Below are 14279 nucleotides of genomic sequence, written 5' to 3' on the forward strand. Positions count from 1 at the left end.
TCAGGTACCTTCCACGTCGACGAATACCGGGTTCGCATAGAACCACGTATCCGCCCACGGGTCACCGTCCCCGGGCGGGTGCGGGACCGGCCCGTGCGGGTCGACCGAGGCGCCGAGGTAGCCGGTGCCGTTGCGGTTGCCGTCGCTGCCGCGCAGCCGGACGTAGAAGGACTCCTCGCCCGCGGTCAGCGGGATGCGCAGGGTGTAAGTGCCCGTGCGGCCGGAGACGTCCTGCGAGCGGACGACGCGGGTGTCGGGGGCCTTCCAGGTGTCGCGGTCGGCGACCGGGCCGCGCACCGCGCCGCGGATGACGTCCACGTGCGCCAACTCGGGCAGGATGCCCTGCGGGTTGGGCCGCGAGGCGGTCGTCACGGTGACGTCCAGGGTGAGCCTCTCGCCCTTGCGGACCCGCAGCCGGCCGCCGAGCGTCACGCCCCGGCCCCGGTCGTGCTCCCGCTTCAGCCGGACGTCGAGCCCGTCGAGCAGATGCCCGTGGTCGAGCCAGACCCGGCCCGCGCGCAGCCCCGCCATGACCGCGCGGTAGCCGTAGCGGGTGACGCCCACGTGCGTACGGCTGAACTGGCCGGGCCAGAAGTCGCTGCCGGGCTGCGGGGTGTCCGTGTTCACCGGGTCGGGCAGCTTCCCGGTGCTGTCGAACGTCTGGCCGGGCTGCCAGTCACCGTTCTTCCAGGTGTCGAAGACGATCCGGTGGGCGTCGGAGTTGGTGGTGACCGAGAACAGCCGCCCCTCGGCGAGCATCGAGTCCCACAGGCCGCCGACGGTGGCGGTCGCCCAGTCGAAGCCGCCGTACGTGAGGTAGGCGTCCGCCGGGTAGCCGGGCCAGGACTGCGCGGACGGCTTGTTCTCGTACTCGCCGCGGATCGACGTGGCGCCGCGCCAGCCGGGGATGGCGGCGCCCTGGGCACCCGGCGCGCCCTCCATGCCGATCATGATGTCGGGCGCCGCGTCCCGCCAGTTGCGCATCTCGTGCGGGGAGTCGATGCCCAGGCGCATCGGGTGGTTGGCAAGGACCAGCACGTCGTCGACGTAGCCCGAACGACGCTGCCGAGCCAGCCACTCGAGGGCCTTGACGGCGTGCGTCTCGTTGCGGGCGGTGTCCGCGTCGGCGGGGCCGCCCTTGTCGTAGCCGAGCAGTTTGCCGTCGTAGGCACGCTCGAACCGGGTCAGCAGGCCGACCTCGCGCGGGCCGGGAGCGGTGAACACCGTGCAGTGCTCGGCGGCCGGGATGTACCACTCCAGACCCTGGAAGATCAGCTGACGTGGGTTCTCGGCCCGCGCCCGGAGGATCTCCTGGTGCTCCAGCGCGGCCCCGAAGTCGGCGTGCCCGAAGTTGGAGTGCTCGGTGAACACCATCCAGTCCAGGCCGTACTTCGCGCCCGCGGCGGCCAGCTGGGAGAACGTGTACTTGGCGTCGTGGCTGTAGACGGAGTGGACGTGGTGGTCGCCGACGAGGTAGGCGAGGCGGGGGTCCTCGCCGCCCAGCCGTCTGTCGCCGCCGTCGGCGGCCAGGGCCGGGGTCCCCGAAGAGCCCAGGGCGAACGCGGCGCCGAACAGGCCCGCGCGGCGCAGGAGCCCGCGGCGGGAGACGCCCTGGGGGTCGAGGGCGGCGGGGGAGACGGACGGGTCGGCCCACGCGGGCAGCTGCTGCTCTGTCATGAGGGCTCCCTGGGAGGTCAGTGGTTCATGAAGGAGGTGACGGGCAGCGCCCGGGCGACGATCCGCACGTCGCCGAGCCGGCCGTGGAAGATCTGGTCGATCTTGCCGCCGTACTCGTAGCCGCCGAGCAGCCACGGCAGGCCGACGGAGGTGATGCCGACGGAGGCCGCCTTGGGGTTGCGGAGCACCGGGCAGCCCTCGACGTACAGCGTGGTGTGCCTGCCGTCGTTGACGACCGCGAGGTGCCACCAGGTCTCCAGCGGGGTCTCCTGGCCCCAGTTGGTGGCGATGCCCTGCTGGTTGAGCGGGCGCATCGCCCACTGCGGTTCGCGGTCGTTGGACAGGGACAGCGTGGCCAGTGGCTCGTCGGGGTCGTCGGCGGTCTTCCCGGCGGCGCCGCCCGTGCCCGTGCGCCCGACCAGACCCGACCAGGCGTGGTGGTCCGGGTCCCAGTCGGCGGGCAGCCGGTAGAACGCCTCGATGGTGTAACCGTCCTCGAAGGTGACCGAGTTGAGCGGGGCGCCGTCGACCGTGCGCAGATAGGCGCCCTTCAGCGGGGACTTGAAGCCCTGGAACTCCAGGCTGCCGTGGCCCGGCTGGTCGGGGTGGTGGTCCGCCGACCAGTCCAGGGCACCGCCGCCCACCGTGACGAGCGAGAGGTCGTTGCCGCGCCCGGACAGGTCCCGGACCGTGCCGGTCGTGCCGTCGACGGGCTTCTCGAAGCGCCAGTACGCCATCGTGCCCGGGACCAGCAGCTTCGAGGCGGGCCGCGCCGGACGGGCGGGCACGGGCGCGAAGCCGGAGAAGCGCTCCTGGAAGTCGATCTCGACGGAGAACCGGTCGGCGTCGCCGCTCAGCTCCATCTCCTGCCGCTCCAGCTCGTTGAGCCCCTTCCCGGCCCGCCCCAGGATCCACGGGGAGACCGTCTCCACGTCGATGACGTTGCGGTCCAGGTCGAACCGGTAGAGGCGGATCATCGCCGCGCCGCCGAAGTAGCGGTTCTGGTAGTTCGTCAGATGCAGGTGGACGTCGTGCCCGGCCGCGTTCTTCCGCGTCGCGCGGGCGGCGGGCCAGTAGTGCCCGTTGAGGGTGAGGAAGATCTGGTCGTGGTCCTCGATCAGCTGGTCCCACAGCTGCTGCCCGTACGCCGACAGCGCGTCCTCCTCGGCGACCAGCTCGTGGGTGGTGAGGATGACGGGCGTCTTCGGATGCCGCGCCATGACCTCCTTCGCCCACGCGTAGCCCTGCGGCGACAGCCGCCAGTCCAGCGCGAGCACCATCCACTCCCGGCCGCCCGCGGTGAACAGATGGAAGGTGTTGTAGCCGTCCGGGGAGGCACCGCCGAACGTCCGCTGCCCCTTGACCCGCTGCGGCCCGAAGGCGTCCAGATACGGCGTCGCACCGCGCTGGTCGGTCGTCGACGACCTCACGTCGTGGTTGCCGGCCAGGACGCTGTAGCCGACGCCCCTGCGGTCCAGCAGCCCGAACGCCTCGCCGATCGCCGCGAACTCCTCCTTCGCGCCGTTCTGCGTGAGGTCCCCGAGGTGGGACAGGAAGACGATGTTCTCCTCCCCGCCGTGCTCCAGCAGATAGCGCAGCGACGCCTCGACCGGCGCCTTGTCGATGCTCGGCCCGTCGAAGAGGTACTGCGTGTCCGGCATCACGGCGAGCGTGAAGCGGCGGCTGCGCGGGTCGGGACGCCAGCTCGCCGGTGCGGCCGCGGCGGTGACGGCCGGCAGCGCGGCCACCGTCGCTGCGGTCGCGCCGAGCAGCGCGGTGGCGCGCAGGAAACCGCGTCTTCCGGCGCCGGCCTGGGGGGCCTCGCCCGGGTCGTGGTCATGCGAAGTGCACACAGGTGCTCCATGAGGTGACAGAGGGGAGAACTCAGAGAACGCGCAGCGTCCAGCTCCAGCGATGGACGCCGGCCGCGACGAGGTAGGTGGCGAAGGTGTCGGGCCCGCACGAAGCCGTGCCCAGCCCGCGGTGCGCCGCGTCGATGTGCACCACGCACCCGGCCTGCGGCACCAGTTCGTCGTGATGCGCTGCCGCGGCGAGGTCGGTCGCGCGATGCCGGGTCACGGAGACCTGACGGGGCCGGTCCAGCCGCACCGCGAGCCCGGTGGCGTCCGGCGCGGACAGCGTGAACCGCCGTACGCCGTGCCGCCCGCCGCTCTCCTGCGGCCGCAGATACGGGGTGAACAGCTCGTCCACCGGCAGTGCGTGGTGGCCGACGGGCGCGCCCGCGCCCCGGTCCGGATAGGACTCCCAGGGGCCCCGCCCGAACCACTCCAGCAGGTTCAGCCCGGCGTCCGTCTCGAAGACCGACCCGACCCGGGCCACGTCGTCCAGCGCCTCGGGCAGCTCGGCGCACTCCTCCACCAGGAGCCCGCCCTCGACGGCCGTGAAGACCTGCTCGTGACGGACGGTGCCGCCCGGGCAGAGGTGGTCGCACACCACCGTCACCCGTCCCGGGTCACGCCGTACGGCGACGACCTTGCGGGTGAGCGCGTCGAGCCCCCACTCCCGCCACCGGGCCGCCATGCCGCCCAGTTCGTCGTTGTCGGTGGGCGCCCGCCACAGCGACAGCGTCGGCCCGGCCGTCAGCAGCGGATGGACCAGCAGCCCGTCCTCGTCGAGCTCCACGGGGCGGTGCGTCACGAAGGCGTGCCGCACCGGGGCCGCGTGCCGCAGCCGTATCCGCGGCAGGCACACGACCGTGCCGCGCGGCGCCCACGATTCGTCCCGGGCCGTCGTGACCCGCAGCGTCAGCCACGCCTCGCCGCCGTCCTCCGGCAGCTCGAACGGCAGCGGCACGGCGGCCGTCTCGCCCGGCCGCAGATCGGGCAGCTCGGCGGGGGCGGTCAGGGTGCCGCCGTCGGCGAGGGCCAGCTCCCACTCGCCGGACAGCCAGTCCAGGCCGCGGAAGTGCTGGTGGTTGCCCAGGACCACGCCTTCGTGCCGGAAGTGCTCGATGCGCACCGGCGCGGCGATCTCCCGGTGCTCGAACATCACGGGCTTCGGGGTGCGGTCGGGGAAGACGACACCGTCGGCGATGAAGGCGCCGTCGTGGTCGGTCTCCCCGAAGTCGCCGCCGTACGCCCAGCGGTGGCCGGGCGCGGCGACACCGTTGCCGTAGAGCCCGGCGCCCCCACGCCCGGCCGGTCTGCCGTCGTTCACACGCTGGAGGATGCCGTGGTCCCAGAACTCCCAGATGAACCCGCCCTGAAGACCCGGGGTGGCCTCGATGGCCTCCCAATGGTCCGCGAGCGTGCCGTTGCTGTTGCCCATGGCGTGCGAGTACTCGCACTGGATGAGCGGCTTGGTCTGCCGCCCGGACATGGCGTGCGCGAGGCACTCCTGCAGCGGCGCGTACATCGGGCAGGCGATGTCGGAGGCCAGGTCCGGATCGGCCCAGCCGCGCTTGGCCGCGCCCTCGTACTGCACCGGCCGGGTCGGGTCGTGCCGGCGTACCCAGCCCGCCGCCGCGTCGTGGTTCGCGCCGTAGTCGGACTCGCTGCCCAGCGACCAGACGATGACGGACGGGTGGTTCTTGTCCCGCAGCACCATCCGCGCGACCCGGTCGACGAAGGCGCCCAGATAGCGCGGGTCGTCGGCGATCTCGTGCGCGTGGTCGTGCGACTCGATGCCGGCCTCGTCGACGACGTAGAAGCCGAGCTCGTCGGCCAGGTCGTACAGGGCCGGATCGTTCGGGTAGTGCGCGGTGCGGATCGCGTTGAAGCCGAACCGCTTCAGCAGGACGAGGTCCGCGCGCATGTCGTCGTAGGACACGGTCCGCCCCGTCAGCGGATGGAAGTCGTGCCGGTTGACGCCCCGGATGAACACACGCTCGCCGTTGACCAGCAGGTCCCGGCCGGTGATCTCGACGTCACGGAAGCCGATCCGGTGGCGGGAGGTGTCGGCGACGGTGCCGTCGGCGCGGTGCAGCCGGACGGTCAGGCCGTACAGCTCGGGCGTCTCGGCGTTCCAGGTGCGCACGTCCGGTACGGCGGCCCGCAGCCGGGCCTCCCCGAGGAAGCCGGAGACACGCTCGTCCTCGGCGTTGACCCGGTCGAACTCCGCGTCCTGCGTCAGCAGGCGCCCGTCCAGCTCCCCGCTGACGTACCAGCCCTCGGGCAGGGCCCCGCCCGAGTCCCGTACGAGGCAGTCCACGCGCAGGTCACCGTCCCGCCGGGCCCGCACGGTCACGTCCGCGAGATACAGCGGGTCCCTCGCGTACAGCAGCACCGAGCGGGTGATCCCGCCGTGCCACCACTGGTCCTGGTCCTCGATGTGCGAGGCGTCCGACCACTTCACGACGGTCAGGCGCAGGGTGGCCCGCTCCCCGGGGCGCACCACGTCCGTCAGATCGAACTCGGCGGCCAGGTGGGAGTCCTTGGAGATGCCGACCGGCCGCCCGTCCACGTGCACCAGCAGCACGCTCTCCGCCGCCCCGACCTGGAGCACGATCCGCCGTCCGGCCCACTCGGCCGGCACGTCCACCACCCGCTCGTACACGCCCGTCGGGTTGGCGGCGGGCACGCCCGGCGGGAACTCGGCGAACGGCATACGGACGTTGAGGTACCGCGGGAGGTCGTCCGTGCCCTGCATGGTCCACACGCCGGGCACGGACGACGACGACCAGACCTCCCCGAGCGGGGCGTCCGGCGCGGGCAGCAGCTGGAAACGCCAGTCGCCGTCCAGGGAAACGGCCCCGGCCCGCCGGTCGACGGCGTTCATCGGCAGCCGCCCCCAGGAGGTCACCTCGGGTGCCTCCCAGGGGCGCAGGGCGATCAGGGGGTCGGGGTGTGCGTCGGTCATGAGCATTCCGAAGTCGGTGCGGTGGACCGGGGCAGGGCGTGCCCTTGCAGGCCCCAGACGGGGTCGACGGGGATGCCGAGACGGTCCAGGACGGTGGGGGCGATGTCGATGAGGCGGGGCGTGTCGAGCCTGGTGCCTCCGGGCATGCCGGGCCCGGCGAGGATTCCGGGCTCGCCGGGCTCGGCGAGGATGACGAAGACCTCCCGTTCGGCACGCGTGTCGCCGCCGTGGCCGCCGGTGTCGAGGTGACCGTGGTCCGTGGTGACGAGCACGGTCCAGTGCTCGTGGGCGCGCCGCGCGTCGATCGCCTCCAGGAGCCGCCCCAGGTGGGCGTCCTGGGCGAGCAGGGCCCGGTCGTAGGCGGTGGAGAGAGGGCCGGTGGCGTGGCCGGCCTCGTCGGTGGCGCCGAAGTACACGAACACGACGTCCGGGTCGTCCTCGGTGAGCCAACGCGCGGCGGTGTCGGCGACGAGGCGGTCGGCGAGTTCGTAGCCGTCGGACTCGCCGTCGTAGCGCACCCGCCGACCGATGGCGGCGCCGAGGACGCCCCGGTCGACCAGCTCCGGCCAGGACACCACCGCCGCCGTGCGCAGACCGGGCCGGGCGGTGGCGGCGCGGCTGAGGAAGTCGGGGTAGCGGGCGTAGTCGGCGCCGAGGAAGTCGTTGCCGGTCACCCCGTGCCGGTCGGGCCACACTCCGGTCAGCACGCTCGACCAGCCGGGTCCGGAGTCGGTGTAGGCCGCGCCGGCCGACGGCCCGTCCTCGGCCCGGCCGTAGGGCAGCATGCTGGTGCCGTGGGCGCCGGTGGCCATCAGGCGGTGCAGTACGGGGGCGATGGACGGCGAGCGGGTCAACCGGTCGATGCGCAGCCCGTCCATGCCGACGACGAGCACCTTGGCGCGTGCGCTGCTGTCGGCGTCGATGTCCGCCACTGCTTACCCCTCTCATCGCTGGCGCCTGCTGCACCGGCCGGATCAGGACCAAGAGCTCGGGACCGCCTGCCGGTTGTCGGCTGCGCGCCCGCTGTGGCTGGTCGCGCAGTTCCCCGCGCCCCTTTGGGGCTCGGTCAGCTGCCCTGCACAGCCCCCTCCGTGGCCCCCGCGATGAACCCCCGGGCGAAGATCGTGAAGACCACGACCAGCGGGACGGACGCCATGAGCACGCCGGCCATGACCATGCTGTAGTCGGTGGTGTGGCCGACATGGAGCTGGGCGAGCGCCACCTGGAGGGTGAGGTGGCCGGGGTCGGTGAGCACGACGAGCGGCCAGATGTAGTCGTTCCAGGCACCGACGAAGGCGTAGATGGCGAGGAACGACAGCGCGGGTTTGATCATCGGCAGCACGATGTTCCAGTACTGGCGGAAGAAACCCGCGCCGTCGATGCGCGCGGCGTCGAGGAGTTCGTCCGGCACGCCGTTCTCGATGTACTGGCGCAGCCAGAAGATGCCGAAGGCGTTGGCGAGGGCGGGCGGGATCAGCGCCTTGAGCGTGCCGACCCAGCCGAGGTCGGACATGAGGATGAACTGCGGGAGGACGGCCAGCTGGAGCGGCAGCATCATGAACCCCACCAGCATGGCGAACAGCACCTTGCGTCCGGGGAAGTCGAACTTGGCGAAGGCGAAGGCCGCCAGGGAGTCGACGAACAGGACCAGGACGGTGGTGACGGTCGCGACGACGAGCGTGTTCAGCATCGACCCGAAGAAGTCGATGGTGTCGAGCACGTGCCGGACGTTCTCCAGCAGCTGGGAACCGAAGGTCAGCTTCGGCGGGCTCTTGTAGATGTCCTGGGTGGTGTTCGTCGCCATGACGATCGTCCACACGAACGGGAAGACCGAGACCAGGACGGCCAGGACGAGGACGATGTGCGCGGTCAGGCCCTTGGGGCGCCGGGACCGCCTCGTGACCGCTGCGGTCATGACTTCCTCCCGCGCTGGACGAGACGCCAGTTGACGACGACCAGCACCATGATCAGTACGAAGAAGGCCCATACCATGGCCGCGCCGTACCCGTAGTCGTTGTTGACGAAGGCCGACTGGTAGAAGTACAGCAGCGTGGTCAGGCCCGCCTGGCCGGGGCCGCCGAGGTTCGGGTTGGCGGCGTTGCTGCCGAACAGGACCTGGGGTTCGCTGAAGCTCTGCAGGCCGTTGATGGTCGAGATGATGACGGTGAACAGGATGATGGGCCGCATGATCGGCATGGTGATCTGGAAGAACGTACGGACGGGTCCGGCGCCGTCCAGCTTGGCGGCCTCGTAGATCTGCGTGGGGATGGCCTGCAGACCCGCCAGGTAGATGATCATGTTGTAGCCGGTCCACATCCAGGTCATCAGCAGCGCGATGACCAGTTTGATCAGCCACGGGTTGCTCAGCCACGGGACGGGTGAGATGCCGACCGTGCCCAGGATCGCGTTGACCAGGCCGAAGTTGTTGCTGAACACCGCGCCGAAGAAGATCGACACGGCGACGATCGAGGTGACGTTCGGCAGGTAGAGGGCGATGCGGTAGAAGCCCTTGAAGCGGCGCACCGAATGCAGCAGCGTCGCCAGCACCAGGGCCCCGAACAGCGTGGGGACGGTGGACAGCACCCAGATCACCAGGGTGTTGCGGATCGACATCCAGAAGACCGGGTCCGTCCACAGGAACCGGAACTGCTGCAGACCCACGAACTCCATGGTGCCCATGCCGTCCCAGCGCTGGAAGGCGAGGTACAGCGAGTAGAAGACCGGGAAGAACGAGAAGACGCCGAAGACCACGAAGAAGGGCGAGATCGCCAGGTACTGCCGCCAGTGGGACAGCACCCCGCGACGTGCCGGCCGCACGGTGCCCGCGGGCGGCGTGCGCCGCGGGCGGAAGCGGGCCGGGCCCGGCCCGCCCCGGTGCCGTGGCACCGAGGCGGGGCCGGTGACCGGAGGGGACGTCACCTCACTTCACCCCCTGTCGCCGGGCGATCTGCCTGGCCTGGGCGACCGCGTCCTTCCAGGCGTCCTCGGGCTTCTTGCCCTTGGCCTCGATGCTGGTCAGCTCGGTGAAGTAAGGAGCCATGACGGCGGCGTCGGCGGGCGCCTCGTAGCTGGCCGGGATGGCCTTGGCGGCCGGGCCGAAGACCTCGATGACCTTCTGCCCGCCGAAGAAGGGGTCGCCGCCCGTCATGGCCGGCATGGAGTACGCCGCCGGCGCGGCGGGGAAGATGGCGGCGTCGGCGAAGCCGCGGGCGTCGTTCTCCGGGCTGAGGATCCAGCTGATGATCTTGAAGGCCTCTTCGGGGTTCCGGCACTGCTTGGGCAGGGCCAGGTAGGAGCCGCCCTGGTTGGCCGGTCCGCCGGGCGTCGCGCAGACCCGCCACTTGCCCTTGGTGTCCGGGGCCGCCTGCTCGATGTCCAGCGCGTGCCAGGCCGCGCCGAGTTCGGTGGTCAGGCTCTTGCCGATGGCGGCGTTCCAGGTGTTGTCGTTGATCTTGGCGTCGAGGCCGAGGGTGTAGGGGCGGATCGCCGTGTTCCAGGCAGTGCGGATGTGGTCCTGGTCGCCGATGAAGCGGTTGTTCCTGTCGATGAACCGCTCGGTGCCCTGCCCGACCGCGATGGTGAACACCGAGCTGATGTTGTTGACCAGGTAGGTACCGGGCACCTTCTTCCTCAGCTCGGTGCCGAGCGCGAAGTAGTCCTCCCAGGTCCCGGCCTGGGCGGCGACCTTGTCGGGGTCGGTGGGCAGCCCGGCCTCGTCGAACAGGTCCGCGCGGTAGAAGAGCGCGGTGGGGCCGATGTCGATCGGGAAGCCGATCTGCTTGCCGTCCTCGCTCCGGGCGAGCTTGGTCTTCCAGTCCAGGTACTTGGACGAGATCTCCTTGAAGCCCAGGTCGTTCAGGTCGAGGAAGCGGCTCGCGTTGGGCAGGAAGGACGCCATGTCCTCGCCCTTGATGCCGGTGATGTCGGGCACGGAGCTGCCCGCCGCGAGGGTGGTGGTGAGCTTCTGCTTGAAGTCGCCGCCGATGGAGGCGGCGGTCAGCTTGACCTGGCCGCTGAAGTGCGTCTTGGCCTCGGCGACCACCTTGTCGCTGAGCGCGCCTCCCCAGTACCACAAGGTGAGGTTCTTGCCGTTCTTGCTGCCGGCCGATCCCGAGCCGTTGCCGCATGCGACGGTCAGGCCGGAGGCGGCCGCGGTGAGCGCGGCGGCCTGGAGGAAGCCTCTACGAGAAAGGTCCACGGGTCACTCCTGTTGTTCCTGTTCGACGTGGCAAGGGGTGTGAGGGTCAGTGCCGCCGTTCGGAGGCCCGTGGGCCGACGGGCGTGTGAGGAGCCGGCGGGGTGACCGGTGCGGACCGCACGGGCGGTCCCGGGTTCGCCGGAAGGCGGTCCGCCAGGAAGCCGTAGGCCCGCTTCAGCTCCGGGTCGGTCAGGGAGCGCCACCAGCGGTCCACGCCGTACCAGCCGGGGGCGGCCAGCGCCCCGCCGTGGTGCCGGACGGACAGCCCGGCGGCGAGCACCGCGAACCGCAGCCGCTCCTTGAGCGGCCAGCCGCCGAGCGAGGCGGTGACGAAGGCGGCGCCGAAGACGTCCCCGGCACCCGTCGCGTCCAGCACCTCGACGTCGAGGGCGGGCACCTCGGCGTACTCGCCGGTCGTCTGGTCGACGGCCACCGCGCCGCCCCCGCCCCGGGTGACCGCCGCGACCGGCACCAGCTCGGAGAGCGTGCCGAGCGCGGCCACCGCGCTGTCGGTGCGGGTGTAGGCCATGGCCTCCGTCTCGTTCGGGAGGAAGGCGTGGCACAGGGCCAATTGGTCCAGGAGGGCCGTCGACCACTCCTGCGTGGGGTCCCAGCCGACGTCGGCGTAGATCTGCGTGCCGTGCGCGGCGGCCTTGGCGAGCCACTCGCGCGGCTCGGCCTCGATGTGCACCAGGGCGGTACGCGCCTCGGGCGGATCGCCCATCAGCACGTCCTGTGAGTACGGCGGCTCCTGGCCGTGGGTGAGCAGGGCCCGGTCGTGGCCGTAGGCGACGGAGACGGTGACCGGGTTCGGCCAGTCGTCCGCCGTACGGGAGAGCGAGAGGTCGACACCCTCCTGGTCGCGCAGGACCTCCCGGCAGTACTCGCCGTAGAAGTCGTCACCGAACACCGTGGCCAGGGACGTCCTGAGGCCGAAGCGGGCGGCGGCCACCGCCAGGTTGGCGATGCCGCCCGGGCCGCAGCCCATGCCCGTCGTCCAGATCTCCTCGCCCGGGGCGGGCGGCTTCCCGAGCCCGGTGAGGACGAGGTCGTAGAAGAGCAGCCCGGTCAGCAGCACATCGGGCCGGTCGTCGTCCACGGAGGCGTCCTCTCGCTCGAAGCTTCGACGGAGATCGTCAAAACTCTTCATTTCCGTGAGCGGAATCGTGCGCTGATCGCAAGGATTGGTCAATACCCGCGCAGAAATGAGCATGGCGATGATTGGAGATGACGAGTAATGTGCACCGGGTGCTGGCAGAACGACGACACCAACTCATCCTGCGGGCCCTGCGCTCGGGCGGGCCCGCAGCTGTGACCGACCTCTCCGAACAGCTCGGGGTGAGTCCCGCCACAATCAGGCGTGACCTGGTCAAACTGGAAGAAGACGGGCTGCTCACGCGCGTCCACGGCGGCGCCGTGGTCGAGGAGGGCGACCAGCCCTTCGCCGAGGTCGCCGAGGTGCGCGTGGCCGAGAAGGACGCCATAGCCGAGCGCGCGGCGGCGATGGTGAGGGACGGCCAGTCGGTGCTGCTGGACATCGGGACCACGGCCTACCGCCTGGCCCGGCAGCTGCACGGCCGGCGGCTCACCGTGATCACCAGCAACCTGGTGGTCTACGAGGAGCTCATCGACGACGAGGGCATCGAGCTGGTCCTGCTCGGCGGCATGGTCCGCCGCGAGTACCGCTCCCTGGTCGGCTTCCTCACTGAGGACAACCTGCGCCAGCTGCACGCCGACTGGCTCTTCCTCGGCACCAGCGGGGTGCGCCCCGGCGGGCAGGTCATGGACACGACGGTCGTGGAGGTGCCGGTCAAGCGCGCCATGATCAAGGCCGGCGAGAAGGTCGTGCTGCTCGCCGACGCGGCGAAGTTCCCGGGGCACGGGATGGCGCAGGTCTGCGGTCCCGAGGACCTGGACGTGGTGGTGACGAACGAGCCGGTCGACACGGCGACGCGGGCCTCGTTGCAGGAGGCCCGCGTCGAAATCATCGTGACGGGAAGGGTGCAGACTTGAACCCTCCCCCAGCCGAGGCGGGGGGATTCCTGGCTCGGGCCGCCCCACCGTTCAGCGAACAGCAAGGTCTTACACCCTCAGCACCAGCCGGGTTGGAACCAGCCCGGGGTCTTGAAGCAAGTTCAAGGAGGTGGCCCGTGCTTGGTTCTCGCAACGTGCTGCACGCAGCCTGCCGAATCGGAGGAACTCGGTGAAGCTGACGATTCTGGGCGGCGGAGGATTCCGCGTACCGCTGGTGTACGGGGCGCTCCTCCAGGACCACGCCGAGGGCCGGGTGACGCACGTCGTCCTGCACGATCTGGATCCCGCGAGACTGTCCGCGGTGACGCGCGTCCTCGCCGAGCAGGCGGCCGGCGTCCCCGACGCGCCCGAGGTGACCGCCACCACCGATCTGGACGAGGCCCTGCGCGGCGCCGACTTCGTGTTCTCCGCGATCCGCGTCGGCGGCCTGGAGGGCCGCGCGAACGACGAGCGCGTGGCCCTGGCCGAGGGCGTCCTCGGCCAGGAGACGGTCGGCGCGGGCGGCATCGCCTACGGGCTGCGCACCGTCCCGGTCGCCGTCGACATCGCCCGGCGGGTCGCCCGCCTGGCGCCGGACGCCTGGGTCATCAACTTCACCAACCCCGCCGGTCTGGTCACCGAGGCCATGTCCCGCCACCTCGGCGACCGCGTCATCGGCATCTGCGACTCCCCGGTCGGCCTCGGCCGCCGCATCGCCCGGGTGCTCGGCGCGAACCCCAAGGAGGCCTGGATCGACTACGTCGGCCTCAACCACCTCGGCTGGGTGCGCGGCCTGCGGGTCGCCGGCCGCGACGAGCTCCCGCGCCTGCTCGCCGACCCCGACCTGCTCGGCTCCTTCGAGGAGGGCAAGCTCTTCGGCGTCGACTGGCTCCGGTCCCTGGGCGCGATCCCCAACGAATACCTGCACTACTACTACTTCAACCGGGAAGCCGTACGCGCCTACCAGCAGGCCGAGAAGACCCGCGGCGCCTTCCTGCACGACCAGCAGGCCCGCTTCTACGCCGAGATGCGCAACCCCGACGCCCCCGCGTGGAAGGTCTGGGACCGGACCCGCGCCGAGCGCGAGGCCACCTACATGGCCGAGAACCGCGAGACCGCCGGCGCCGGCGAACGCGACGAGGACGACCTGTCCGGCGGCTACGAGAAGGTGGCCCTCGCGCTGATGCGGGCGATCGCCCGGGACGAGCGCACGACCCTGATCCTCAACGTCCGCAACCAGCGCACCCTGTCGGTCCTGGACACGGACGCCGTCATCGAGGTCCCCTGCCTCGTCGACGCCAACGGCGCCCACCCCGTCACCGTCGACCCGCTGCCCGACCACGCCACCGGTCTGGTCTGCGCGGTCAAGGCGGTCGAGCGCGAGGTGCTGGCCGCGGCCGACTCGGGCTCCCGCGCGAGTGCCGTGAAGGCCTTCGCGCTGCACCCGCTCGTCGACTCCGTCAATGTGGCCCGCAGGCTGGTCGAGGGCTACACCGAGGTCCACCCCGGGCTGGCGTACCTTAGGTGAACGCCGCTCGGTAAGCGCTTTCCCCCACCGCTTCCCGCCTGCTCG

The 14279-nt window shown here is 71.2% G+C and carries 10 protein-coding genes; 2 read left to right on the forward strand and 8 right to left on the reverse strand.

What is annotated here, in order from left to right; translation table 11 throughout:
• The 8 genes from HDA41_RS34460 to HDA41_RS34495 all read right to left on the reverse strand — a co-directional run bounded on the left by HDA41_RS34460 (position 1) and on the right by HDA41_RS34495 (position 11792).
• Positions 1–1677, reverse strand: a complete 1677-nt coding sequence (locus HDA41_RS34460) for a PHP domain-containing protein (protein ID WP_184990979.1) — start codon at positions 1675–1677, stop codon at positions 1–3.
• 17 nt (positions 1678–1694) lie between these two features.
• The gene (locus tag HDA41_RS34465) at positions 1695–3530 is read right to left on the reverse strand and encodes a LamG-like jellyroll fold domain-containing protein (RefSeq protein WP_184990981.1); all 1836 of its coding nucleotides are present in this window, start codon (positions 3528–3530) and stop codon (positions 1695–1697) included.
• 31 nt (positions 3531–3561) lie between these two features.
• The gene (locus HDA41_RS34470; protein ID WP_184990983.1) at positions 3562–6495 is read right to left on the reverse strand and encodes a glycoside hydrolase family 2 TIM barrel-domain containing protein; all 2934 of its coding nucleotides are present in this window, start codon (positions 6493–6495) and stop codon (positions 3562–3564) included.
• Complete coding sequence (locus HDA41_RS34475; protein ID WP_268251507.1) at positions 6492–7427, reverse strand: alkaline phosphatase family protein; 936 nt, start codon at positions 7425–7427, stop codon at positions 6492–6494. The genes HDA41_RS34470 and HDA41_RS34475 overlap by 4 nt, the downstream gene beginning before the upstream one ends.
• Before the next feature lie 134 nt (positions 7428–7561).
• Positions 7562–8410 carry a carbohydrate ABC transporter permease gene (locus HDA41_RS34480; RefSeq protein WP_086601293.1) on the reverse strand — a complete coding sequence of 283 codons (849 nt, stop codon included), beginning with the start codon at positions 8408–8410 and terminating at the stop codon, positions 7562–7564.
• The gene (locus HDA41_RS34485) at positions 8407–9291 is read right to left on the reverse strand and encodes a carbohydrate ABC transporter permease (protein WP_184993986.1); all 885 of its coding nucleotides are present in this window, start codon (positions 9289–9291) and stop codon (positions 8407–8409) included. Before HDA41_RS34485 ends, HDA41_RS34480 begins: the two co-directional genes overlap by 4 nt.
• Positions 9292–9415: 124 nt before the next feature.
• On the reverse strand, positions 9416–10693 hold the full coding sequence (locus HDA41_RS34490; protein ID WP_184990985.1) for an ABC transporter substrate-binding protein: 1278 nt from the start codon (positions 10691–10693) through the stop codon (positions 9416–9418).
• A 46-nt stretch (positions 10694–10739) separates the two neighbouring features.
• Positions 10740–11792: a carbohydrate kinase family protein gene (locus HDA41_RS34495; RefSeq protein WP_184990987.1), complete on the reverse strand. Its 1053-nt coding sequence runs from the start codon at positions 11790–11792 to the stop codon at positions 10740–10742.
• A 149-nt stretch (positions 11793–11941) separates the two neighbouring features.
• On the opposite strand from HDA41_RS34495, the gene HDA41_RS34500 reads away from it, so the two are divergent.
• On the forward strand, positions 11942–12706 hold the full coding sequence (locus HDA41_RS34500) for a DeoR/GlpR family DNA-binding transcription regulator (RefSeq protein WP_184993988.1): 765 nt from the start codon (positions 11942–11944) through the stop codon (positions 12704–12706).
• A 190-nt stretch (positions 12707–12896) separates the two neighbouring features.
• Positions 12897–14234, forward strand: a complete 1338-nt coding sequence (locus HDA41_RS34505; RefSeq protein WP_184990989.1) for a 6-phospho-beta-glucosidase — start codon at positions 12897–12899, stop codon at positions 14232–14234.
• Positions 14235–14279: the final 45 nt, after the last annotated feature.

It is taken from the genome of Streptomyces caelestis, assembly GCF_014205255.1.
GTDB classification, from domain to species: domain Bacteria; phylum Actinomycetota; class Actinomycetes; order Streptomycetales; family Streptomycetaceae; genus Streptomyces; species Streptomyces caelestis.

Coding starts and splice junctions, on each gene's coding strand:
- HDA41_RS34460 (WP_184990979.1), bottom strand. CDS start 1,677: ATGACAGAGCAGCAGCTGCCCGCGTGGGCCGACCCGTCCGTCTCCCCC.
- HDA41_RS34470 (WP_184990983.1), bottom strand. CDS start 6,495: ATGACCGACGCACACCCCGACCCCCTGATCGCCCTGCGCCCCTGGGAG.
- HDA41_RS34480 (WP_086601293.1), bottom strand. CDS start 8,410: ATGACCGCAGCGGTCACGAGGCGGTCCCGGCGCCCCAAGGGCCTGACC.